We start from the raw sequence: 24,395 nt of genomic DNA on the forward strand, positions 1-24,395 counted from the left end.
ATCATTTATGATGCATTCCATATTATTGACAAAGTTACGGATAAGTCACGTGATAAACAAGATTCGCACTCAACTAGTTCAAAATGCCGCATCAATTTTGCGATCTCCAGTCCAGTTATTGCCTAAAACAGTACAAAAAAGAGCCTTATTGGAAGCTCTGAAAAATGTCTTTAAAGAAGCTTTAGAGGACGGTGACTTTGAGTTCTTAGAAGACAAGTGGCTTAAAGTCTCAATAAAAGATATGGGGTTAAGTTGGTGTATTAGCTACAAAAATGAGCAACTAGTTGTAGCTGATAAAGATGTTGATGAAGATGTAAGCTTTAGCGGCAATCTTAACGATCTTGTACTCATTGCTGGCCGTAAAGAAGACCCAGATACGCTTTTCTTCCAGCGTAGGTTATCTATTGAAGGTGATACTGAACTTGGTTTAGAAGTCAAAAACTTGATGGATAGCGTCGATTTGGACTTATTACCGACACCTATGAAAACTTTGTTAAATCAATTAGCTGATTTTGTGCAGAAGGGGGTACAATCTCCAGATACACAAAGTGAGGTAATGAATGCTTATTCGAACTGAAGCACCGGCAGATATACTTGTCATTGATCGTTTATTGAAATCTGTTTTTGAAACAGATGCAGAAGCTAATTTAGTTATGAGCCTGCGTGAGAATAGTCATTTAACACTATCGTTGGTGGCCTGTTCAGACGAGGGTGAGGTGATTGGTCATCTGATGTTTAGCCCTATAACCCTAAATGGTCACGATCATAATTGGCAGGGCCTTGCGCCTCTTGCGGTGAAAGAAGAATATCGCAATCAAGGTATCGCCAAGTCATTAGTTGAAGATGCTTTCTCTACTTTGGTTGATTTTGGTTACCCAGCCTGCGTTGTGCTTGGTGATCCTGCTTACTACGGTCGTTTTGGTTTTAAGGCGGCGAGTGAGTTTGGTTTGAGCTGCACTTGGGATGTGCCTGAGGGAGCCTTTCAAGCTATCGAGTTAGTTGAAGGTGCGCTTGCAGGACATGCTGGTGAGATTGCTTACAGTCCTGAGTTCAACGACTTATAAGTCCATTTCTCACGTAATATGATGCAAACTGATTTAGACTAAATAAAGGAGCTTGATGCTCCTTTATTTTTTGTTAGTATCAGCCCAACTCTGATGAGCTCGTTTTTAACTCCGCTCTAATAAGTCGCCCACTATCAACCTAAGGTTACACCGCTAGATATGTCACAAACACACGCACAATACCTGCAAGAGATGGGCATTAGCCAATGGGAGCTTAGCCACCCAGAGCGTTTGGCGGGCTATGAATCTGAATTAACTTCGCTCTCGAACGATTGCAAGTTACTGTTGGTTTCGCCTGAAAAACCTCAAGAAGATCTTGCTGTGATGTTTGAGCGAGTACTCAAAAGTATCAAGCTCGACTTATCTCAAGCATTACATATTCAGCCTCAGCACCTATCTTCTGTGGATTTCGGGGCGGTTGAGTGGGTGTGGTTTGCTGGTTGCGAGTCGACTCAAGAGCTGAAGGCTAAAACACTTCAATCTCCATTACTGTCTGACATTAATGGTAATAACCAACATCGTCGCGACTTATGGCAACAAATCTGTGCTTATGACTAATCAATTTTTACCGACTTCACAACAACATCTAGACGCAATTTGGCAGATAGAACAGGCCGCACACTCCCATCCATGGTCTGAAACTATGATCCGGGATCTTGAGAGCCGAGGCGCTTGTCATCATGTCCTTGAAGTTGATGGACAAGTGGTGGGCTATTTCTTCGCTCAAAATATTGTTGGTGAAGTGACGCTGCTTAATATTGCGGTAGACCCAAGCAAGCAAGGCAAAGGTTATGGTAAGGCACTAACTGAACATTTCCTTGATATATGTGAACAAGCTGATGCTGAAAGCGCTTGGCTGGAAGTTCGCGAAAGTAATGTGAACGCGTTTAATCTTTACGAAAAGGCAGGCTTCAACGAAGTTGATCGCCGTCGTAATTACTATCCAACTAAACAAGGCAACGAAGATGCCATCATTATGAGCTATCTTTTTATGTCTTTTAGCTAGTCATGTTACGTCTTTTCGCTAACTAGATAGCTAATCATAAAATTAGCCAAAAAATAGGGTGTAAACTGACCCTTTAGAAAGTGATACGCTTTCTGTATAATCCGCACACAGAATTCAAGGGCAAGTATTATCTACTTGCCCTTTTTACGCTTTAGATCAGCAAAGGGCGACTATGTCTTTCCAACAAGAAGTGAGCAAACGTAGAACGTTTGCGATTATCTCTCACCCGGATGCGGGTAAAACCACGATTACTGAAAAAGTTCTTTTATTCGGAAACGCGATTCAAAAAGCGGGTACCGTAAAAGGCCGTGGCTCTAACCAGCACGCTAAATCTGACTGGATGGAGATGGAAAAAGAACGTGGTATCTCGGTAACTACGTCTGTAATGCAATTCCCATACAATGATTGCCTAGTAAACCTACTCGATACTCCAGGACACGAAGATTTCTCGGAAGATACGTACCGTACGCTAACAGCGGTTGATTCTTGTTTGATGGTTATCGATGCTGCTAAAGGTGTCGAAGACCGTACTCGTAAGCTGATGGAAGTAACACGTCTTCGTGATACTCCAATCGTAACGTTTATGAACAAACTTGACCGTGATGTTCGTGACCCGATGGAAGTGCTTGATGAAGTGGAAAGCGAGCTAGGTATGGCCTGTGCTCCAATCTCATGGCCAATCGGTTGTGGTAAAGAGTTTAAAGGTGTTTACCATATTCACCGTGACGAAACGATCTTGTACGAATCTGGCCACGGTCATGAGATTCAAGAAGTTCGCATCATTAAAGGTTTGGACAACCCTGAGCTAGATGAAGCGGTAGGTGCTGATCTTGCGGAAAGCGTACGTGAAGAACTAGAGCTTGTTATTGGTGCTTGTCCGGAGTTTGATCATGAACTGTTCCTTGCTGGTGAGCTAACACCTGTTTACTTCGGTACTGCATTGGGTAACTTTGGTGTGGACCACATGCTTGATGGTCTAACGAAGTGGGCTCCTGCACCTCAAACGCGCCAAGCGAATGAGCGTGATGTAGAAGCGACAGAAGAGAAATTCTCTGGTTTCGTGTTTAAGATCCAAGCAAACATGGATCCAAAACACCGTGACCGTATCGCATTCATGCGTATCGTATCAGGTACTTACGACCAAGGCATGAAGATGAACCATGTTCGTACTGGTAAGAACGTAAGTATTTCGGATGCGGTAACCTTCATGGCGGGCGACCGTGCGCGTGCTGAAAAAGCATACGCTGGTGACATTATTGGTCTGCATAACCATGGCACAATCCAGATTGGCGATACCTTTACTCAAGGCGAAAGCTTGAAGTTTGCAGGTATTCCAAACTTCGCGCCTGAGTTGTTCCGTCGTATTCGTCTACGTGATCCTCTGAAGCAGAAGCAACTTCTCAAAGGCCTGGTTCAGCTTTCAGAAGAGGGCGCAGTACAAGTATTCCGTCCTATGCAAAACAATGATTTGATCGTTGGTGCGGTTGGTGTACTTCAGTTCGACGTGGTTGTAGCGCGCTTGAAAGCGGAATATAACGTAGAAGCTATCTACGAAGGCGTTAACGTTGCAACAGCTCGCTGGGTTGAGTGTGATGACGCTAAGAAACTAGAAGAATTCAAACGTAAGAACCAATCTAACCTCGCGTTAGATGGCGGTGACAACCTGTCTTACATTGCACCGACTATGGTGAACTTGAACCTAGCTTCTGAACGTTTCCCTGACGTTCAATTCCGAGCAACGCGCGAGCACTAATTTCTTCGCGATCTATTCGAGCTAATCAAAAACGTCTATTGTTCTGCAGTAGGCGTTTTTTAATGCGTTTTATTTTTGTTAAAGGCTGAGGTTTGAGGGTGAATATGTTTGGTTGGGTAAAAGTTTGGATTAGAAGATACGACATGTGGTGTAAAGATCTTGGCTTAACACCTGAAAATAAGCGTAGCTGTGTGGCTTATCGCCGTGATCCCTAAGAAAAACAGACAGAGAGTAGGGAAGATGACTCCTCCATTAAGTGAATCTCCGCTGTTTGATACTCATTGCCATGCGGATTTTGACGTCTTTTGCCAAAATATTGGAATTGATCAGGGATCTGCACCCGAGCAAAGCATTGATAGCTACCTTAAAGAAGCAAAACAGGCACAAGTTGAGAAGATTCTTATTCCTTCTATTGGCCAAAGTAACTGGTCGAAACTCGATAAAATCGCTAAATCTAACCCCAATATTTATTACGCTTTAGGATTTCATCCTTACTTTTTAGAGCAAGCTGCTGAGGTTCAGTTTTCAGAACTTCGTCAATTACTCTCCTCAAAACCGAGCCAATGTGTTGCTATTGGGGAGTGTGGACTCGACTTTTTTGTGGACGTTGAGAGGGAGAAACAAGAGCGATTTTTCATCCAACAAATGGAACTAGCGAAGGTATTTGAGTTGCCTTTGATCATTCATGAGAGGAAGTCTTACAACCGCCTTATTGAGCTAATAAAGCAGTACAAATTCACCTTAGGTGGTGTTATTCACGGCTTTTCTGGGAGTGAACAGCAGGCTTTGGAGTGGATCAAGCTTGGTTTCTATATTGGCGTCGGTGGAACGATAACTTACCCAAGAGCGCAAAAAACGCGCACAACCATCGCTAAACTGCCCCTAGAATACTTGGTATTGGAAACCGATTCTCCGGACATGCCAACGTATGGAAACCAGGGAAATATTAATCATTCCAAATATTTAGTTACGATATTGAATGAACTTTTTTTGATTAGAAAAGAGACAAAGCAATCGGTTGCAACGCAGATTTGGCAGAATAGCCATCGCGCATTCGGTATATGTGAATAAAATCGAAGGTTTTTGTTTATCGTTTGCGTAAATTGCACTGGGCGTGTGATTTGGTTCACATTTGTGTATGAATGGTACATGAATCTTGTACGAAAGTGTGAGGACGGCATTACTTTATTAGTGGTCGCATGAGTATAATTGCCTCCGCTTTATAGCCCCATTTTGTAACACGCCAATAAATAACTAATAAGGAAGTCATAAACTATGAGCCTGTTTATGAGCCTAGTCGGTATGGTCGTACTGATTGCAATCGCAGTACTACTATCTGACAACCGCAAAGCTATTAATCTAAGAACAGTGGGTGGCGCTTTCGCTATCCAATTCGCACTTGGTGCATTCGTACTTTACATCCCTTGGGGTCGCGATCTACTTGCAGGTTTCTCTGCTGGTGTAGCAAACGTGATCGACTACGGTAAAGACGGTACTGGTTTCCTATTCGGCAGCCTAGTTAACTTCTCGGTTGACGGTATCGGTTTCATCTTTGCTTTCCAAGTACTACCAACTCTGATTTTCTTCTCTGCACTTATCTCTGTACTTTACTACATTGGTGTAATGCAGGTTGTAATCAAAGTTCTAGGTGGTGGTCTTCAGAAAGCTCTAGGTACTTCTCGCGCCGAGTCTATGTCTGCAGCTGCAAACATCTTCGTTGGTCAAACGGAAGCGCCTCTAGTTGTTCGTCCATTTGTTCCTAAAATGACTAACTCTGAACTATTCGCAGTAATGTGTGGTGGTTTGGCTTCTGTAGCTGGTGGTGTACTAGCAGGTTACGCATCTATGGGCGTTCCTCTAGAGTACCTAGTTGCCGCGTCATTCATGGCAGCACCTGGTGGCCTACTATTCGCTAAAATCATCAAACCTGAGACAGATACGCCAGACGATAACATCGCTGACGAAATGGACGGTGGCGATGACAAACCAGCTAACGTTATCGACGCAGCAGCTGGTGGCGCATCAGTTGGTCTACAACTAGCTCTTAACGTTGGTGCAATGCTACTAGCATTCATCGGTCTAATTGCTCTAATCAACGGTATCCTAGGTGGCATCGGTGGTTGGTTTGGTATGGAAAACCTAACTCTAGAACTTCTTCTAGGTTGGATATTCGCACCACTAGCATTCATCATTGGTGTACCATGGGAAGAAGCGACTATCGCTGGTTCTTTCATTGGTCAGAAGACAGTTGTTAACGAATTCGTTGCATACTTAAACTTCGTACCATACATCGGTGACAACGCTCAAATCGTTGAAGCGACTGGTCAAGTGATGTCTGTTAAGACTCAAGCAATTATCTCATTCGCTCTATGTGGTTTCGCAAACCTTTCTTCAATTGCGATTCTTCTAGGTGGTCTAGGTGGTATTGCACCAAGCCGTCGCCACGACATCGCTCGTATGGGTGTTAAAGCGGTTATTGCTGGTACTCTATCTAACCTGATGGCAGCAACAATTGCTGGCTTCTTCCTGTCTTTCTAATTCGTTAGAAATCGATATATAGACGCCATAATAATATCGCCCCGTAGCAAGAAATTGCTGCGGGGCTTTTTTGTTTTTAGGCCCTGCATTTTTAAGCATGAAGATGAACATGTGTTTGAATTCGATATTGGGTCTAGAATGTTTTTTTGAGATACAAACCGTTTGCGTTCTAAGGAGCACTACAATTTATTGATGGATACCTATAATGTATAAGCTAAAGGGATAGGATGTCTCTGTTGGCAAGAACGTAACCTCGAAATCAACTCGACGTTATTTTTCTGGGATAAAGCCAAACTTAGCGATACGCTATAGATGTTAGACACAACATGACTGATTTGTTGTGCCATAGACCAAACTGGTACTGTGCGGTGACAAGGATTGCAATTGATAGCGAAAGTTATCAAGTCTTCAGGGAACCAAGTCCGTTCATTTGTGGCTACTGAGCATTACTAAAATATCCATCTATACTGGATGGAGGGCGAAGTAGTTAACTATTTGAATATATTGATCGGAGATAGAAATGAGCGATTTAAAAGCAGCAGCTCTACGTGCACTTAAACTTATGGACCTAACTACGCTAAATGACGACGATACTACTGAGAAAGTAGTGGCGCTTTGTCATGACGCGAAGACTGCAGTAGGCAACACAGCTGCAATCTGTATTTACCCTCGCTTTATCCCAGCAGCTAAGAAAGCGTTGCGTGAGCAAGGTACTCCAGAAGTACGCATTGCGACTGTAACTAACTTCCCTCATGGTAATGACGACATCGAAATTGCTGTTGCAGAAACAAAAGCAGCAGTAGCGTACGGCGCAGATGAAGTTGACGTAGTATTCCCATACCGTGCTCTTATTGCTGGCAACGAAGAAGTTGGCTTTGAGCTAGTTAAGCAATGTAAAGCTGCTTGTGGTGACATCACGCTTAAAGTGATCATCGAAACAGGTGAACTGAAAGAAGAAGCACTGATCAAGAAAGCTTCTCAAATCTGTATCGAAGCTGGTGCAGACTTCATCAAAACTTCAACAGGTAAAGTGCCAGTAAACGCGACTCCAGAGTACGCGCGCATGATGCTTGAAGTTATTCGTGACATGGGCGTTGCTAAAACAGTTGGTTTCAAACCTGCTGGTGGCGTTCGTACTGCTGAAGATGCAGCACTATACCTAGCAATGGCTGATGAGCTACTAGGCGCTGAGTGGGCAGACAACATGCACTACCGTTTTGGTGCTTCAAGCCTACTAACTAACCTTCTTAATACATTAGAAGTGACAGACCAAACTGCTGATCCAGCAGCATACTAATATCCCAATCGGGTGTAACAAGATTTAGTCTGTTTGATGGAGTGGCGTTAAGTCACTCCATATTACCTCTTTCCCTACACACCATACTCACTAGAGTTTGGGAGACACTAATGTATCTACCTCAAGAAATTATTCGCAGAAAACGTGATAACGAAGTACTAACCACAGAAGAAATTAACTTCTTCATCCAAGGTGTCGCTAAAAACACGGTTTCTGAAGGCCAGATTGCTGCATTCGCAATGGCTATCTTTTTTAATGAAATGACGATGCCAGAACGCATCGCACTAACATGTGCAATGCGTGATTCAGGCATGGTGATTGATTGGAGTCACATGAACTTTGATGGCCCAATCGTTGATAAACACTCTACTGGTGGTGTTGGTGACGTAACTTCCCTGATGCTTGGCCCTATGGTGGCAGCATGTGGCGGTTTCGTTCCTATGATCTCTGGTCGTGGTTTAGGCCACACTGGCGGTACACTAGATAAATTAGAATCTATCCCTGGTTATAATATTACGCCAACCAACGATGTATTTGGTGCAGTAACCAAAGATGCTGGTGTGGCGATCATCGGCCAAACGGGCGACCTAGCACCGGCTGATAAGCGCGTTTATGCGACTCGTGATATCACGGCAACAGTAGATAACATCTCGCTAATCACAGCTTCAATCCTCTCGAAGAAACTGGCAGCCGGCCTTGATTCTTTAGTGATGGACGTAAAAGTAGGTTCAGGCGCATTTATGCCTACGTATGAAGCCTCTGAAGAACTAGCGAAATCTATCGTTGCAGTAGCAAACGGTGCTGGCACTAAAACAACAGCAATCCTAACGGATATGAACCAAGTTCTGGCTTCTTCAGCGGGTAACGCAGTCGAAGTACGTGAAGCGGTTCAATTCCTAACTGGTGAATACCGTAATCCACGTTTGTTGGAAATCACACTAGCGTCGTGTGCGGAAATGTTGGTGCTGGGTAATCTAGCTAAAGATTCCGATGAAGCGCGTGAAAAACTGATGGCAGTACTGGATAACGGTAAAGCAGCAGAATGCTTCGGTAAGATGGTAGCGGGCCTTGGTGGTCCTGCAGATTTCGTAACGAACTACGATAACTACCTAGAAAAAGCAGAAATTGTTAAACCAGTGTACGCACTCGAAAGCGGTGTAGTATCAGCGATGGATACGCGTGCAATTGGTATGGCTGTCGTTGGTATGGGCGGTGGTCGCCGCGTAGCAACAGACAGCATTGATTACGCAGTCGGTTTTGATAGCTTCATTCGCCTTGGCGAAGTAGCAAGCGACGATAAACCATTAGCAATGATTCATGCTCGCAATGAACAACAGTGGCAAGAAGCTGCGACGGCATTACAACATGCAATCACTGTGGGCGGAGAATATACAGCAACGCCAGACGTTTACCGTCAGATTCGTTCTGAAGACGTGTAAATAACAGGTATCGGTATACATCGCGTATACCGATAAACAGAGTTCTGGTGCAAAGAGCAATAAGTTGGTGAAGAAAATGAAAAGAGCATTTATTTTAGTTTTAGATTCATTCGGTATCGGTGAAACAGCGGATGCAGATACATTTGGCGATGTAGGTTCGGATACAATGGGTCACATTGCTGACCATTGTGATCAAGGCCTTGCAGACAACGCGGATCGTAAAGGTCCACTAACGCTGCCAAACCTGTCTAAGCTAGGTTTAGCGATGGCTCACAAAGAGTCTACAGGTCGCTTTGCTCCTGGTATGGATGCAGACGCAGAGATCATTGGCGCGTACGGTCACGCAGCTGAGCTGTCTTCTGGTAAAGATACGCCATCAGGTCACTGGGAAATCGCAGGTGTACCGGTATTGTTTGACTGGGGCTACTTCACCGACAAAGAGAACAGCTTTCCAAAGGAACTGACTGACCGAATTCTTGAGCGTGCTGGTTTGTCTGGATTCTTAGGAAACTGCCACTCATCGGGTACGGAAATCCTAGATAATCTGGGTGAAGAGCACATGAAGTCTGGCTTGCCAATCTTCTACACTTCTGCAGACTCTGTCTTCCAGATCGCTTGTCATGAAGAGACATTCGGCCTACAAAACCTATTAGACCTTTGTCAGGTCGCTCGTGAAGAGCTAGCTGACTACAACATTGGTCGTGTTATCGCTCGTCCGTTTATTGGTGCGGGTAAAGGTCAATTTGAACGTACTGGTAACCGTCGCGATCTTTCTGTGGAGCCGCCAGCGGCAACTATCCTTCAGAAACTTGTTGATGAGAAGGGCGGCAACGTTCACTCAATCGGTAAGATCTCTGATATCTACGCAGGTTGTGGTATCACTCAGAAAACTAAAGCAACAGGTATTCCAGCGCTATTTGAAGCAACCAAAGAAGCGATCACTGAAGCGGGCGACAACACTATCGTGTTCACTAACTTCGTTGATTTCGACTCAGCATACGGCCACCGTCGTGATGTTGCAGGTTACGCAGCGGCACTTGAGTACTTCGATGGTCGCATCAATGAAATCATCGATATGATGAAAGAAGATGACGTACTTATCCTAACGGCAGACCACGGTTGTGACCCAACGTGGCCGGGTTCAGACCATACTCGTGAACATATCCCAGTGATCGTTTACGGTAACAAGGTTCCAGCAGGCTCTCTAGGCCGTCGTGATACTTTCGCTGATATCGGTCAAAGCTTAGCGTCATACTTTGGCACATCGCCAATGGGATACGGTACAAGCTTTTTATAATAGTTAGCTAGAGAGAGGGAAATCTCTCTCTTCTTTTTTGTTTTGAGATTAAGGATATTTTCAATGGCTACTCCACATATTAATGCTGAAATGGGTGATTTCGCTGACGTAGTTCTAATGCCAGGCGATCCGCTACGCGCTAAATACATTGCTGAAACCTTCTTAGAAGAAGTGGTTCAGGTGTGTGATGTTCGTAATATGTTTGGTTACACCGGTACTTACAAAGGTCGTAAGGTGTCAGTCATGGGGCACGGTATGGGCATTCCATCTTGTTCTATCTACGCGACTGAGCTGATCAAAGACTTTGGTGTGAAAAAGATCATTCGTGTCGGCAGTTGTGGTGCAGTGAGTGAAGATATCAAGGTGCGTGATGTGGTGATTGGCATGGGCGCGTGTACCGACTCAAAAGTGAACCGTATTCGCTTTAAAGGTCATGACTTCGCGGCTATCGCAGATTACAAAATGGTGCGCGCGGCAGAAGATGCAGCCAAAGCTCGCGGTGTCGACGTAAAAGTGGGCAACCTATTCTCGGCTGAGCTGTTCTATACGCCAGACCCTGAAATGTTCGAAGTTATGGACAAGTACGGCATCGTCGGCGTAGAGATGGAAGCGGCGGGTATCTATGGCGTATGTGCTGAATACGGCGCAAAAGCTCTGACTATTTGTACTGTTTCTGATCACATCAAAACGGGTGAGCAAACGACATCAGACGAACGTCAAACAACTTTCAACGACATGATGATAATTGCACTGGATTCTGTGCTTCTTGGTGACCAAGAGTAAATCTTTGGTGGCTTAAGGGCCAATGTAGCGTTAGTCGTTATTCTCAATGATTTGTTTAGACACTAGATAACAAAAAGCCCCGTCGCTGCCTGAGCGTCGGGGCTTTTTATTGGATCCCTTTAAGCCGTTAAGAGCTTACATTCTTAAGCAGTAAGTTCTCGCCAGATTTCGTTTGTCTTCTGCGAATCAGCATAATGAACAGCACACCACTGACGAAGCCCATTAAGACCATACCGATCATATAACGATCGCTTTTTCGATAGTGGTGATCAGAAATCGCCGTCATTTTCCCCGTTTCAAACGTCACACGAATAAAACCGATGATCGTTTTTTCTGGTGAGTAGATAGGTTCGACTAACTGCTGCCTGCCGATACTTGCTGTTGAAAGTGGCGTGTCTAAGCCAAGAACTTCGCGTACCGAGAGTGCTTTTTCGCTCGATGCCAGTCGAATACCCTCTGCATCGTAGATGGTGGTATCGAATACCAGTCGATCTTGAGACAGCTGATTAGTGAGTTCAAGCAGTCGTTCTTGGTCTTGTTGCGTGATCATCTTACTAGCAGAAAGTGATGCCTGAGAGATAAGAACCTTGGTTAGTGTCTCTAGTTGTTTTGCTTGGATTTTCTCGTTGCCTTTACTGATCACGACCGTATTTTTAATCGTCACGACGAACATGGTAGCCAACAAAATGAGGGCTAACATTCGTAAAGCGTTACGTATTGAGAACAATGATTCATTCATGTTTAACGAAGCCTGAAATAACAAATGTTATGATTAAGACATATTGAGACTTGCGTTTTCAAATTGCAATAGGTTAACGTTTAGCATAGTTAATTAGGAATCATACACATGGACGCTCAGAAATATCTGCCGATTAAAAGGCATACGACATTATTAACTCGACTTCCCGAGACTCGTTTCGCTTCTCAACTCGCTAAAGCTAAAGCCAATTGGATCGTATTTGGCGAGTACTTATCACCACAATCTTTCGATGACATCGATTTCTTTACTGGCACTTACAACACTATTCTAGATACTTGGAAAGTGGGCAAATACGAAGTGGCATTGATGTCTGGAAATTTAACGCCGCTACATGAAGAAATCCTACAGGCTCTAAAGCTTGATTATGCTTGCCTTAGCGAGGTCCCTGACTTATCTAAGCCAGGTTTGATTGTGATGGATATGGACTCCACAGCGATTCAAATTGAATGTATTGATGAGATCGCTAAGTTAGCTGGAGTGGGGGAGTTAGTCTCTGAAATTACAGAGCGCGCAATGCAAGGTGAGCTCGATTTTGAACAGAGCCTTCGCCAGAGGGTTGGAGCACTTAAAGGTGCTGATGAAGCGATTCTTGAGCAAGTGCGTCAATCTCTGCCATTCATGCCAGACCTTGTTGAACTTGTTAATACGCTCAATAAACTTGGCTGGAAAACTGCTATCGCATCCGGTGGCTTTACTTACTTCTCAGATTACCTAAAAGATACACTTGATCTTCACCACGCTCAGTCAAACACCCTCGAAATCGTTAATGGTAAGTTGACGGGTGAAGTTTTAGGTGATGTTGTTTCGGCGCAGACTAAAGCGGATATCTTAGTTGAGCTAGCGGAAGAGTATGAACTTGAACTGCATAACACGGTTGCTGTGGGTGATGGTGCTAACGACTTGGTGATGATGGGCTCTGCGGGCTTAGGGATAGCTTACCATGCAAAACCCAAGGTAGAGCAGCAAGCTCAAACCGCAGTGCGTTACGCAGGTTTAGGTGGTGTGCTTTGTATCTTGTCGGGTGTATTAGCTAAGCAGCAAAAGATTAGCTGGCAAGCCAAACCTTAGGGCTTTCTCAGCGCTATTGGTCGTTTTTGGCAATAGCAGAGTAGATACAAAAAAAGCAGGCTTTCCGCCTGCTTTTTGATTTTTAAATTAAGTGTAACGTCAGTGTTTAACGTGTTAACTCTAATCGGATCAATACTTCATCGGTAATATCTTCTATCTCACCATAACCGATAAAAGCGGTGACCTCATTTTCTAATTTCTTCGCCTGGTGCATGCTGATTCGTGCAAGTTCTTCTAAATCCGATTGGAATAAACTGGTGAGTGGATTAAAGATGGGAGCTGTCGTGACTCGCAATACGTATACGTCACCTAAGTGCTGTGCCTTCTTAATGAATAAGATTCGCTCTTTTGCAGACGTGAAATCTTTGACCAGTTTCGTATGTACGGATTGGATCTTGTCACCAAACTTAACCGCAGCAATGTAGACGTCATGGTGTTTAGGTTCTGCCCCTTCAATCCTTTTTAGTGGCTCAGCCAGTAGCGAGTTAGAGTGCCCTTTGAAAATAGGTTCGAGTGAGAACTTTTGATTGTGTCCAAGCTTTGCGAGCAAGGCTAGATGCTTATTCAATGGGAAATTCACACCAATGATCTTACAGCGCAGTGTTGAGCTTGGTTTATCAATGAATATTGGACTGCTCACCATCTTGCTCAGCAAAATGTTGTGCAGTGATTCAAGCAACGAATGCGTTGGTAGAATCTCTTTTTTCTTAATCAGTTTGCTTTGGTTTTGATCGATAAGCCCGTTAAGGAATGCGATGGTTCGCATAGTCTTCGCGTTTTCTTCGATCACTAATTGTACGTTGCGACCGTTAGGACTTACTCGAATAACGTGGTATGGAACTGTGCTTAATGGCAAATTTTTGTCATAGAGTTGAAGCTCATTAAAGTTCACTAATACAGAGTCACTAGTCTTGAGTACCATTGGATGCTCAAGAGTAATACTGAGTCCACGTTTCGAGATATCCAAAGTGTGTCCATTCGCTGTTGTGCCATCTTGTGAGGCCAGTTGCAAAGGAGATTTAAATTTGTATCTCGGTTCTTTACGACGAGTTTGAGAGTCAAAGTAGATACTTTGAATATTTCCAACAACGGTACGTGGGTGACGGAAACGGTTCAGTTCACTGCTTGGAATGCGAGGTTTTTCACTCAGTAGGTAATCCGCAGCGCTTTCGTGATCGCCGATCTCTTGCAATATACCGCAATGCGTCAGTTGCTCTGAGCTTTGAGCGAGCGTATCCGAGTGCTTAGCTAAAGATTGTCGCTCAGTCTCTGATAGCTCAAAGACAGAGAACTTGAACGCTTTCCAGCTTTTACGCTTACCACCGATGTGCCAGAACAGTTGTCGTTGTTCGCGAGAGGCCTCCGGTAGCATCATCGAGTAGAATAAAGTCTTATTTTGATGCTCGTGAGTAAAAGAGTAGATAACGTTACTGGTTCCCTTTACTCCTGGCTTGGCCAGCAAGTTCATTCTTTGTTCGTTGAATAAGGTACCCAAAGCTTGCTGGTTTCGTTCGTCGTGCCAGTATTGCCACAATGGATGATTGTTATCCGTGAGCAGAGCCAGTTTTAGTTCGCTACCACTGAAAAATAGGGGAAGGTTACAGGTGTGTTTTAAGTAGGTGTGTTCGATACCTCGGGTACGAGTTCGAATAACCCTATCTTGGTTCTCATGGCTGGTTTTTTTACTTGAACTATTTAAAGATTCATCGAGTAAGCGAGCTAAAATATTGTTGTCGCTTACTTTGATGGTTCTTAAAAATTTGACAGCATTGTTTTCATAAGATTCATCAATGCCCAAAACACGGAATTCAATGGCTTTGTTAACATCGATCTCTAGAGATTTCTCAACCAACTCTGTGAATTTAACACTAATGATTTCACCAAGATTGTATCGAAAGGTGCTTGGTACTTTGAATTTTGCGCCTGACGGAGATATATCAACTGTCACACCATGTAGGCTTTGACCTTTAGATGTTGTCACTTCAACCTGTGAACTGATCTTGAGTCTGTTTTCTTGACGTTTTAAATCGTAGCCCAAGTTAATCGCTTCTGCTTCATATGGACTATTCGCATTGGTGATGTCATGTTTATTTTGAGAGGAGATATTAACAACACTGCGAAGTGGCTGAGTTCGTGGTGTCATTACCAACTCCCACGTGCCCTCTGTGTAACCTTTAAACTTTTTAGTGCCGCGTTGGTAAGCATTCAAAGCGATGTCATCAAGCCAGTGTTTACGGCCGTCTAGCGTGAACTGGCGACATTCATTATCAATACGCCCGCGTAAATCAATGCTCTTTGTACACGGAGCCATGATACGATTCAGTTCCATTTTAACGAGTAGCTTTAGAGACGGCGATTCGCCTTCTGTCATTTGTGAAAGAAGGAATTCGAAATCTTCGGCGTGGTAAGCCGGGATAAGTCGTTCTGCTACAGATAGAATTTCAGATTGCTGCATATTTTTCTTGTTAGAATGGACGGTGCATTGATGTTATCGGCTAGTTTCAATCGATCTTTAAGTATAAGTGGTATGACTGCAACGTTTATTTTAATGCGTACGGTCAACAAGGTCACAAAATAGTAACATTTACCAGTTACCAAGCAAATTATTGAGGTTTTATGGCTAAGGCAAAACGAGCTTATGTGTGTAATGACTGTGGCGCTGACTTTCCACGTTGGCAAGGGCAGTGCAACGCATGTGGTGCTTGGAACACGATTACAGAAGTTAGGTTAGCCGCTTCACCTCAGGTAGCGCGCAATGAAAGATTATCTGGTTATGCTGGTTCTGTAACAGAATCGAGCGTTCAGACATTATCTGAAATTAATCTACAAGAAGTGCCACGTTTTAGCAGTGGTTTCAAAGAACTCGATCGCGTACTCGGTGGTGGCGTCGTTCCTGGCGCTGCGATTCTGATCGGTGGTAATCCCGGTGCAGGTAAATCAACCCTGTTACTGCAGACCATGTGTCAGCTTTCTTCGCAATTACCGACTCTCTATGTCACTGGGGAAGAATCCTTACAGCAGGTAGCGATGCGAGCGTCTCGATTGGGCTTACCAAAAGAGCACTTAAAAATGCTCTCTGAAACCAACGTCGATAAAATCTGTCAGGTCGCTGAAAAAGAGCAGCCTAAGATCATGGTTATCGACTCGATCCAAGTTATGCATGTCGCTGATGTTCAGTCATCGCCAGGCAGTGTTGCTCAAGTTCGTGAGTCAGCAACGGCATTAACGCGCTATGCGAAACAAAACAACGTTGCTGTGTTCTTAGTGGGACACGTAACTAAAGACGGTACTCTGGCTGGCCCCAAGGTACTTGAACACATTATTGACTGTTCCGTGCTGTTAGATGGCGGAACCGATAGCCGCTTTAGAACGCTACGTAGCCACAAAAACCGTTTTGGTGCGGTTAATGAGTTGGGTGTGTTTGCAATGACAGGCCAAGGCCTGAAAGAAGTCAGCAATCCATCGGCTATTTTCTTGTCTCGCGGTGAAGAAGAAACCTCAGGCAGTTCCGTGATGGTGGTTTGGGAAGGGACGCGTCCACTTCTTGTTGAAATCCAAGCGCTGGTGGACTATTCGCAGCTGGCAAACCCACGTCGTGTCGCTGTCGGCCTAGAGCAAAACAGGCTTTCGTTGTTATTAGCGGTGCTGCATAAACACGGCGGCTTACAAATGGCTGACCAAGATGTGTTTGTGAATGTCGTCGGTGGTGTTAAAGTAACCGAAACCAGTGCTGATCTTGCGTTGGTGATGGCTCTACTTTCAAGTTTCAGAGATCGCGCATTGCCAAAAGATGTGGTGGTATTTGGAGAAGTAGGCCTAGCGGGTGAGATTCGACCGGTACCGAGTGGGCAAGAGCGTCTAAATGAGGCATTTAAACACGGCTTTAAGAAAGCGATTGTACCGGCAGCAAACATGCCTAAAGGTGGCATTCCTGGAATGCAGATCCACGGCGTGAAAAAATTATCGGAAGCAATTAATGCTTTTGATGAGTTGTAATTGAGCTCACTTCAGCTACTCTATACAGCAGAAATTCAGTCTAACTTGAGCATGATATTCGCCCTAAGTTAGCACTAAACTAAACAGTCACTTAGATTGTTTCCATAGATTGCCTTTTTCTATATGTTAGAAAAAGGCAAAGTTTTTTAGTCCCAAATGCATGCAAAGCTATCAGTCTTCACAGATTGTGATATACTCTGCGCGCATTTTATATCCTATTAACAGAGTAAGACAATGGCAGATTTATCGAAATACAGAAACATTGGTATTTTCGCGCACGTTGATGCGGGTAAAACAACTACCACTGAGCGTATCCTTAAGCTAACTGGTCAAATCCACAAGACTGGTGAAGTACATGATGGCGAATCAACGACTGACTTCATGGAACAGGAAGCTGAGCGCGGTATTACTATCCAATCAGCAGCTGTAAGCTGTTTTTGGAACGATCACCGTCTAAACGTTATCGATACTCCTGGACACGTTGACTTCACAGTTGAAGTATACCGTTCTCTTAAAGTTCTTGATGGCGGTATCGGTGTATTCTGTGGTTCTGGTGGTGTTGAACCTCAATCAGAAACTAACTGGCGCTACGCTAACGAATCAGAAGTATCTCGTCTGATCTTCGTTAACAAACTAGACCGTATGGGTGCAGATTTCTACAACGTTGTTGACCAAGTTAAAAACGTTCTAGGTGCTACTCCTCTAGTTATGGTTCTACCAATCGGTCGTGAAGACGAATTCGTTGGTGTTGTAGACCTACTAAGCCGTAAAGCATACGTTTGGGATGACACTGGTCTTCCTGAAAACTACGAAATCACTGACGTTCCTGCGGACATGGTTGATGACGTTGAGCAATACCGTGAAGAGCTAATCGAAACTGCTGTAGAGCAAGACGATGACCTAATGGAAGCTTACATGGAAGGTGAAGAGCCTTCTATCGAAGACATCAAGCGTTGTATCCGTAAAGGTACTCGTGATATCGCATTCTTCCCAACGTTCTGTGGTTCTGCGTTCAAGAACAAAGGTATGCAACTTATCCTTGATGCTGTAGTAGATTACCTACCAGCACCAACTGAAGTTGATCCTCAGCCTCTAATGGATGAGAACGGCGAAGAAACTGGCGAACACGCTATCGTTTCTACAGATGAAACATTCAAAGCGCTTGCATTCAAAATCATGGATGACCGCTTCGGTGCTCTAACTTTCGTTCGTATTTACTCTGGTAAACTGAACAAAGGTGACACGATTCTTAACTCATTCACTGGCAAAACAGAACGTGTTGGCCGTATGGTTGAGATGCAAGCTGATGACCGTAACGAACTAACTAGCGCACAAGCTGGTGACATCATTGCGATCGTTGGTATGAAGAACGTGCAAACTGGTCACACTCTATGTGATCCTAAAGATCAAGTAACGCTTGAGCCAATGGTATTCCCAACTCCAGTAATCTCAATCGCTGTATCTCCAAAAGATAAAGGCGGTTCTGAGAAAATGGGTATCGCGATCGGTAAAATGGTTGCAGAAGATCCATCTTTCCAAGTTGAGACTGACGAAGAGACTGGCGAAACTATCCTGAAAGGTATGGGTGAACTTCACCTAGACATCAAGGTAGATATCCTTAAGCGTACATACGGCGTTGACCTAACTGTAGGTGCTCCTCAAGTTGCTTACCGTGAAACTATCACTCAAGCAATTGAAGATAGCTACACGCACAAGAAGCAATCTGGTGGTTCTGGTCAATTCGGTAAGATCGATTACCGTATCAAACCAGGCGAAGCAGGTTCTGGCTTCAAGTTCAACTCTGTAGTTGTGGGCGGTAACGTTCCTAAAGAATTCTGGCCTGCAGTTGAGAAAGGCTTCGCATCTATGATGGAAAACGGCGTACTAGCTGGCTTCCCTACGCTAGACGTTGAAGTTGAACTTTTCGATGGTGGTTTCCACGCAGTCGATTCATCTGCAATCGCATTTGAAATCGCAGCGAAAGGTGCATTCCGTCAATCTATGCCTAAAGCTGGCGCGCAACTTCTTGAGCCTATCATGAACGTTGACGTGTTTACTCCAGACGATCACGTTGGTGATGTTATCGGTGACCTTAACCGTCGTCGTGGCATGATCAAAGATCAACAAGCTGGCGTTACTGGTGTTCGTATTAAAGCTGACGTACCTCTTTCTGAGATGTTCGGCTATATCGGTCACCTACGTACTATCACTTCTGGTCGTGGCCAATTCTCTATGGAATTCGCACAATACGCACCATGTCCAACTAACGTTGCTGACGAAGTGATTGCAAAAGTTAAAGCAGAAAAAGAAGCTGGTAAGTAATTAGCCCTTTTCTAAATTAGCTAAAAAGCCCCGCAAGTGAAAGCTTGCGGGGCTTTTTGTTGCTTATAATATACTGAGAGAGGTATGTGTGCCCCATGCTAAATAGATACGGAGCAAATACAGAGAAAGCTTAAGAAGAAGGGACTAGCGTTTCAAATCAATGTAGATCTGCTCTACTTTAGTTCGAGCCCAATCTGTCTTACGCAAAAACTTTAAGCTAGATTTGATACTCGGATCTTTTTTAAAACAGTTGATATTCACCATATAACTCAGTTCTTCCCAACCGTAATGTTCAACTAATTCAGTCAGTAGTTTTTGTAGGGTGATCCCGTGAAGTGGGTTGTTTTCTTGTGTCATGAGATGTTCTCGCCATTTATTTGGGCTAAGTATATCAGGTTAATCAGGTGAATTATCCGACCATTTCAACTGGTAGTCGGTATCGATAATAGAAAGCTCCTCCCGCCCTTTATAACCAAATAGCTGAACCTGGCTTCGCATCCATGCTTCAAAACGTTTTATCTTTTCACGGTTAAAGTAACCAGCGTGATTCGATACTTTGGTAATTTCCATGACCATATCGAACGCAGATATCGATATTAGAATCTTCAAACGTGACTAGCTTGTTAGTCGGCTCAATTAACATGGATAGATCAGGGTGGCGATCGCGAAAGTCGCCAATTCTCGGTACTAGCCAATGCTGAGCAAAGGAAGGCACGGTAGAAATCGACAGCTGAGTAGGGTTTGGATCTTGGTTAATTCGTCTTACTCCATCTTGAATATGGTCAAAGCCTTTCTTCGCTTGCAGGTACAGTATTTCGCCTTCATGGGTTAATACTATTTTTCGGTGCTGACGAATAAACAAGTCTGCACCTAACCACTCTTCAAGTTGACGAATTTGTTGGCTGACGGCAGCTGCCGTGACAAACAGCTTTTCAGCCGCGAGTTTAAAACTGCCTGTTTCAGCTGCAGTATAAAAATAGTAGATCCCTTGGAAAGGTGGGGTTCGCTCTCTCACATTAGTTTTCCTTAACTGAATGCCAGTACCTATCGTTTGTCGCGAGTGTGTTGTTGGTCGATTATTGACCATAACAAAGCGGTGAATCAATAGGAGAAAGGTTATGAACACGATAACTGCGAGAACAAATCGTCATCAAGCATTGTTTTCATCATTATCAGTTAAGGAATTCTATTCTAAATTTAGACTTTATTTTCAGAACCGTAGAACGAGAAAGCACCTAGCTGAACTGTCAGATCATTTACTTGAAGATGTTGGTATTACCCGAGGTCAGGCTAATGAAGAGGTGAGAAAGTCATTTTGGGAGTGATTCAGATGATCAGACGAACTCTTTCTTCTTAGGAAGAGTTACACCAAAACCAACGCTAGATCTTTGAGATATCAGAAACTTCTTCATGTAGCCATTCAGTAAACGCCGCAATACGCTCTTTCCTCGGTGAGCTAGGATCAAAACATAAGTTAACTTGTACGCTAGGTGTCATGCTTATATCAAAGATATCTATTTCCATCCAACTTGTTTGCTCGTAATCGTTAAGTCATCTAATGAGAAATGACGTCGGTTTAGATTGCAAGAGTAGTGATTCTGTTGATTGTACTAAGTACTTATAATGTAAGCTTACAAAAAAGGAGCCAAAATGGCTCCTTCTCGATTTTGACTATTCTTCCCAAACCACTAATTTATCTTTCGGCCAGTTATGACCGATCTCATGATATTTCTGCTCAAGTATATGTCGTTTTATTTTAAGCGTTGGTGTTAACACGCCATTCTCAATACTCCACGGTTCTTTAATCATCAGTACGCCTTTGATCTTCTCATGCGAAGCTAACTGTTCGTTCATTTTTTCAATGACGCGTTTGCTTGTTCTTTCGTAACGAGCCCGATCAAAATTAGGGAAGTCATGCGGCACTACGAGCAGGATAGGGCCAGGTAAGCCTAAGCCTATCAAACACATCATTTCGACACGACTGTACTCAAAGAGTTTATTTTCGATTGGTACAGGAGCGACAAACTTGCCTTTCGCGGTTTTAAAGGTATCTTTCTTACGCCCACGAATCGTTAAATAGCCTTCGCTGTCAATATCACCAATATCACCCGTATGAAGCCAACCTTCTGAGTTAAAAGATTCTTGAGTTGCAATGTCATTTTTGTAATAACCAGAGAACATGCCTTTGCTTCGAACTAAAATCTCTTCGTCTTCTGCAATTTTGAGTTCAATGCCCGGACCAGCATTACCTACAGTGCCAATTTTGTCTGCTCTAAACGGGTAGTTAATCGTGCTGTAGGCGAAAGACTCAGTCATTCCCCAAGCTTCGGTAATGTGTAGGCCAACACTCTCATACCATGCAAGTAGAGCTGGTGATACCGGAGCTGAGCCGCAGCCAAGAACGCGAGCTTGGTCTAACCCCAGACCATCAGCCAGTTTCTTCTTAATGATGTTATTAACAAACGGGATTTTAAGTAAAAAGTTCAGTTTTTTCTGCGGTAACTTATCTTGAATTCGTTGTTGGAACAGAGTCCATAAACGAGGCACTGAAATAAACAAGGTTGGTCGGTGCATTTTCACATCATCAATAAATGTGTCTAACGACTCTGGGAAAGCGGTGACCACACCACCGGCTACTGAAGAGCCAAAGATATAAACGCGTTCTGTGATATGGGCGAGCGGCAGATAAGAAAACAAACGATCGCCAGGTTGAATACCAATATGATCGATCAAACTTTGTACAGACCACGTAAAGGCGCCGTAGGTGAGCATAGCACCTTTTGGTAGTCCTGATGTACCAGACGTATAGACAAGTGACATTAGCTTATCATCGTGATGTTGAGGACGTTTGGTTGATGGCTTGTGTGTATCGATGAGCTGTTCAAAAGTGTGTTGGCACTTCGCAGCGCTATCGTATGGTAGCGAAATGCTCACTAAGTTCGGATTGTCATCGAGTACTTTTTGAGTTGCCGCAGGATCATCAAGTTTGCCTGTAATCACAATCTTACTTTCACTGTGATCAATACAATACTGAATGGTGTCTGTGCCAGCAGTAGGAAAGATTGGGACGCTGACAAAATCTCCTAACATCATGGCAAGGTCACAGATAAACCACTCTGCACAGTTTTTAGACACGAGAGCGACTCGGTCACCGGGTTGAGCTCCGAGTCCCTCTAATGCTGATGCCAGTTTTAGTGCTTTGTCGGCCACTTCTTTATAAGTGAACTCAACAAATTGGCGGTTAATTATTTGTTTTAAGTAGACTTCATCTGGACGTTCTTCTGCCCATCTTAAAATCATGTCATTGGGTGTAGGGAGAGCTGTTGCTTTTTCTTGGCTAAACTCGTTAGGCTGAATCATTGTCTAACTCCATGTTTTTCGCTAAGTTATTATTTTTTGTTAAAATCATGTTAAATGTACCATGATTTTTTCTTTTAGGGAGTAAAATTAGCGTTTTATGTTATCCATGCAGGCACGCCTATAGCTCGCAGGTGTCACACCTGTTCTTTTCTTAAAGATTCTTGAGAAATACGAGACATCTTTGTATCCACATTGATAAGCGATAACGGCTATTTTTGATTCGGTATCTGCCTCAATCAATTTTTTTGCTAGTAGGATTCGTTTATCGCACACGAAGTCCCTAAAGCTTACTCCAAAGTGTAGATGAAACTTTTTAGAAAAGTAGGTCGTTGAACAGTGACATTTTTCTGCAATTTCTTTTTCTCTGATCTCTTTGTTTATGTTGTCCATAACAAAGTTGACGACTTCTGAAGTAAACAGTTTGGCTGGCAGTTGATTGTTGTTCATGTCCCTGTCGAGATCGAAATGGGTCTCGAAGGTATGTTGCGTTTTGTGCTTAAGTTGCTCAAAGGTACTGGTCAGATGATTACTCAGTTTGGTATTTAAGTACTTAATTATAAATAGTTAAGCATCGCACCAGCTGCGATAAAGGTACCAACTAAACCTACAATCGGCATCTTCACGGTTTTCAATAGCCAAACACCAACAATGATCAATGCGAAATCTAAGCCACTACTTACTACGCTGGTGAAGATAGGTTGATACAGGGCTGCAAGTAATAGACCAACAACTGCTGCATTCACACCGGTAAGAGCACCAGCCACCAAAGGTTTGCTCGCAATTGCCTGCCAGTTCTTCAGTACACCTAGTAGCAATAAGAAGCCCGGTAAGAACACGGCAATTGTTGCGAGCAGTGCACCTGTAATCGGTGCTGATGGCATTAACACATAACCGAGGTAAGTAGCTAACGTAAACATCGGGCCGGGAACCGCTTGCGCAGCAGCATAGCCTGTTAGGAAGGTATCTTGAGACAGTTGGTCGCCAATACCATTCTGTAGCAACGGAAGAACCACGTGACCGCCACCGAAGACTAAGCTGCCTGCTTGGTAAAATAACCCAAACACTTCGATGCCTTGAGAATATGCACTGAACAGAGGTAAACCAACCAATAGTGCTACAAAAATAACAAGCGGCGTTATGGATATCTTATGTGTCGATGGGACTGTCTTTAACTCTTGTGAAGTCAAAAACGTGCTGCCAATGATAGCTGCAAACAGAAGTACAAAAATTTGCGGCCAGATCCCTGGAATTAACAGCAGGACAATCGCTGTAATCACACACAATGCTGTTGCTATCTTTGATTGGCAAAAGTTTTTATACATGCCGAAAGTGGCGTCAGCTACAACCACAACTGCGAGCAGCTTTAGTCCGTGGATGATTGAGTTGAACAACGGCGCTTCCAATAGTTGGTTGCTCACTAAAGCCAATATCAGCATCAGAATGACCGATGGGGATGTGAAGCCGATAAAAGCAGCTATCGCACCAGTCAAGCCCCCTTTTTTGTAGCCAACCGCAAAGCCAACTTGGCTTGAACCTGGGCCCGGTAGAAACTGACTGAGTGCGACTATTTGCCCGTACTCTTCGTCGGACAACCAATTCAGTTTCTCAACAAATGTTTTACGGAAGTAGCCAATATGCGCCGCTGGTCCACCGAAGCTAATCCAGCCAAGCCAGAAAAAGGTTTTAAAAATTGAAAGCATGATCGATTCCAG

The 24,395-nt window shown here is 43.8% G+C and carries 21 protein-coding genes and 2 pseudogenes; 16 read left to right on the plus strand and 7 right to left on the minus strand.

Going from position 1 to position 24,395, the window contains the following annotated elements; all coding sequences use genetic code 11:
- Positions 1–49 precede the first annotated feature (49 nt).
- The 12 genes from ubiT to deoD all read left to right on the plus strand — a co-directional run bounded on the left by ubiT (position 50) and on the right by deoD (position 11,177).
- Entirely contained in the window at positions 50–577 is a 528-nt protein-coding gene (ubiT, locus tag OCW38_RS03125) for a ubiquinone anaerobic biosynthesis accessory factor UbiT (RefSeq protein ID WP_022570642.1), read from the plus strand.
- Positions 561–1,064: a GNAT family N-acetyltransferase gene (locus OCW38_RS03130; RefSeq protein WP_010436181.1), complete on the plus strand. Its 504-nt coding sequence runs from the start codon at positions 561–563 to the stop codon at positions 1,062–1,064. Before ubiT ends, OCW38_RS03130 begins: the two co-directional genes overlap by 17 nt.
- A 159-nt stretch (positions 1,065–1,223) precedes the next feature.
- Entirely contained in the window at positions 1,224–1,622 is a 399-nt protein-coding gene (locus tag OCW38_RS03135; RefSeq protein WP_010436184.1) for a DNA polymerase III subunit psi, read from the plus strand.
- The gene (gene rimI / locus OCW38_RS03140; protein WP_010436187.1) at positions 1,615–2,070 is read left to right on the plus strand and encodes a ribosomal protein S18-alanine N-acetyltransferase; all 456 of its coding nucleotides are present in this window, start codon (positions 1,615–1,617) and stop codon (positions 2,068–2,070) included. Before OCW38_RS03135 ends, rimI begins: the two co-directional genes overlap by 8 nt.
- A 172-nt stretch (positions 2,071–2,242) precedes the next feature.
- On the plus strand, positions 2,243–3,823 hold the full coding sequence (gene prfC / locus OCW38_RS03145; RefSeq protein ID WP_010436189.1) for a peptide chain release factor 3: 1,581 nt from the start codon (positions 2,243–2,245) through the stop codon (positions 3,821–3,823).
- Between the two features lie 104 nt (positions 3,824–3,927).
- Positions 3,928–4,038 carry a DUF5363 domain-containing protein gene (locus tag OCW38_RS03150; RefSeq protein WP_261895058.1) on the plus strand — a complete coding sequence of 37 codons (111 nt, stop codon included), beginning with the start codon at positions 3,928–3,930 and terminating at the stop codon, positions 4,036–4,038.
- Positions 4,013–4,894 carry a TatD family hydrolase gene (locus OCW38_RS03155; RefSeq protein WP_391852433.1) on the plus strand — a complete coding sequence of 294 codons (882 nt, stop codon included), beginning with the start codon at positions 4,013–4,015 and terminating at the stop codon, positions 4,892–4,894. Before OCW38_RS03150 ends, OCW38_RS03155 begins: the two co-directional genes overlap by 26 nt.
- 204 nt (positions 4,895–5,098) lie before the next feature.
- The gene (locus OCW38_RS03160) at positions 5,099–6,361 is read left to right on the plus strand and encodes a NupC/NupG family nucleoside CNT transporter (protein ID WP_010436193.1); all 1,263 of its coding nucleotides are present in this window, start codon (positions 5,099–5,101) and stop codon (positions 6,359–6,361) included.
- Positions 6,362–6,881: 520 nt separating this feature from the next.
- Positions 6,882–7,658, plus strand: coding sequence for a deoxyribose-phosphate aldolase (gene deoC / locus OCW38_RS03165; RefSeq protein WP_010436196.1), 777 nt, complete (start codon positions 6,882–6,884; stop codon positions 7,656–7,658).
- A gap of 110 nt (positions 7,659–7,768) precedes the next feature.
- Complete coding sequence (gene deoA, locus OCW38_RS03170) at positions 7,769–9,097, plus strand: thymidine phosphorylase (RefSeq protein WP_016789356.1); 1,329 nt, start codon at positions 7,769–7,771, stop codon at positions 9,095–9,097.
- A 76-nt stretch (positions 9,098–9,173) separates the two neighbouring features.
- Positions 9,174–10,394: a phosphopentomutase gene (locus OCW38_RS03175; protein ID WP_016767638.1), complete on the plus strand. Its 1,221-nt coding sequence runs from the start codon at positions 9,174–9,176 to the stop codon at positions 10,392–10,394.
- 63 nt (positions 10,395–10,457) lie between these two features.
- Entirely contained in the window at positions 10,458–11,177 is a 720-nt protein-coding gene (gene deoD / locus OCW38_RS03180; protein WP_010436206.1) for a purine-nucleoside phosphorylase, read from the plus strand.
- A gap of 127 nt (positions 11,178–11,304) precedes the next feature.
- Here the strand turns inward: deoD and OCW38_RS03185 are convergent, their stop codons facing one another.
- Positions 11,305–11,916 (minus strand): YtjB family periplasmic protein, encoded by a 612-nt coding sequence (locus OCW38_RS03185; protein ID WP_010436208.1) that lies wholly within the window; start codon positions 11,914–11,916, stop codon positions 11,305–11,307.
- A gap of 108 nt (positions 11,917–12,024) precedes the next feature.
- Here OCW38_RS03185 and serB point away from each other — a divergent pair, with 108 nt between their 5' ends.
- Entirely contained in the window at positions 12,025–13,005 is a 981-nt protein-coding gene (serB, locus tag OCW38_RS03190) for a phosphoserine phosphatase (RefSeq protein WP_010436210.1), read from the plus strand.
- A 106-nt stretch (positions 13,006–13,111) separates the two neighbouring features.
- On the opposite strand, the gene OCW38_RS03195 is transcribed toward serB, so the two are convergent.
- Positions 13,112–15,460 carry a PilZ domain-containing protein gene (locus OCW38_RS03195; protein WP_010436212.1) on the minus strand — a complete coding sequence of 783 codons (2,349 nt, stop codon included), beginning with the start codon at positions 15,458–15,460 and terminating at the stop codon, positions 13,112–13,114.
- Positions 15,461–15,621: 161 nt separating this feature from the next.
- Here OCW38_RS03195 and radA point away from each other — a divergent pair, with 161 nt between their 5' ends.
- Positions 15,622–17,001: a DNA repair protein RadA gene (gene radA, locus OCW38_RS03200; protein ID WP_010436213.1), complete on the plus strand. Its 1,380-nt coding sequence runs from the start codon at positions 15,622–15,624 to the stop codon at positions 16,999–17,001.
- 234 nt (positions 17,002–17,235) lie between these two features.
- On the plus strand, positions 17,236–19,323 hold the full coding sequence (gene fusA, locus OCW38_RS03205) for an elongation factor G (protein ID WP_248372585.1): 2,088 nt from the start codon (positions 17,236–17,238) through the stop codon (positions 19,321–19,323).
- A 144-nt stretch (positions 19,324–19,467) separates the two neighbouring features.
- Here fusA and OCW38_RS03210 read toward each other — a convergent pair whose 3' ends face one another.
- Both OCW38_RS03210 and OCW38_RS03215 read right to left on the minus strand, forming a co-directional pair.
- Positions 19,468–19,680, minus strand: coding sequence for a VF530 family protein (locus OCW38_RS03210; protein WP_017106559.1), 213 nt, complete (start codon positions 19,678–19,680; stop codon positions 19,468–19,470).
- A gap of 175 nt (positions 19,681–19,855) precedes the next feature.
- Positions 19,856–20,338: pseudogene (locus OCW38_RS03215) on the minus strand (LysR family transcriptional regulator); the annotation flags it as partial.
- A 103-nt stretch (positions 20,339–20,441) separates the two neighbouring features.
- Here OCW38_RS03215 and OCW38_RS03220 point away from each other — a divergent pair.
- Positions 20,442–20,648, plus strand: coding sequence for a DUF1127 domain-containing protein (locus OCW38_RS03220; RefSeq protein ID WP_010436235.1), 207 nt, complete (start codon positions 20,442–20,444; stop codon positions 20,646–20,648).
- A gap of 346 nt (positions 20,649–20,994) precedes the next feature.
- Here the strand turns inward: OCW38_RS03220 and OCW38_RS03225 are convergent, their stop codons facing one another.
- The 3 genes and pseudogenes from OCW38_RS03225 to chrA form a co-directional block, all read right to left on the minus strand.
- A complete protein-coding gene (locus OCW38_RS03225) occupies positions 20,995–22,683 on the minus strand; it encodes an AMP-binding protein (RefSeq protein ID WP_261895079.1) in 1,689 nt (562 codons plus the stop codon).
- A gap of 87 nt (positions 22,684–22,770) precedes the next feature.
- Positions 22,771–23,214 (minus strand): annotated as a pseudogene (locus OCW38_RS03230) (helix-turn-helix domain-containing protein); the annotation flags it as partial.
- A gap of 23 nt (positions 23,215–23,237) precedes the next feature.
- A complete protein-coding gene (gene chrA / locus OCW38_RS03235; protein ID WP_261895081.1) occupies positions 23,238–24,383 on the minus strand; it encodes a chromate efflux transporter in 1,146 nt (381 codons plus the stop codon).
- Positions 24,384–24,395 lie beyond the last annotated feature (12 nt).

This window comes from Vibrio cyclitrophicus, assembly GCF_024347435.1.
GTDB classification, from domain to species: Bacteria; Pseudomonadota; Gammaproteobacteria; order Enterobacterales; family Vibrionaceae; genus Vibrio; species Vibrio cyclitrophicus.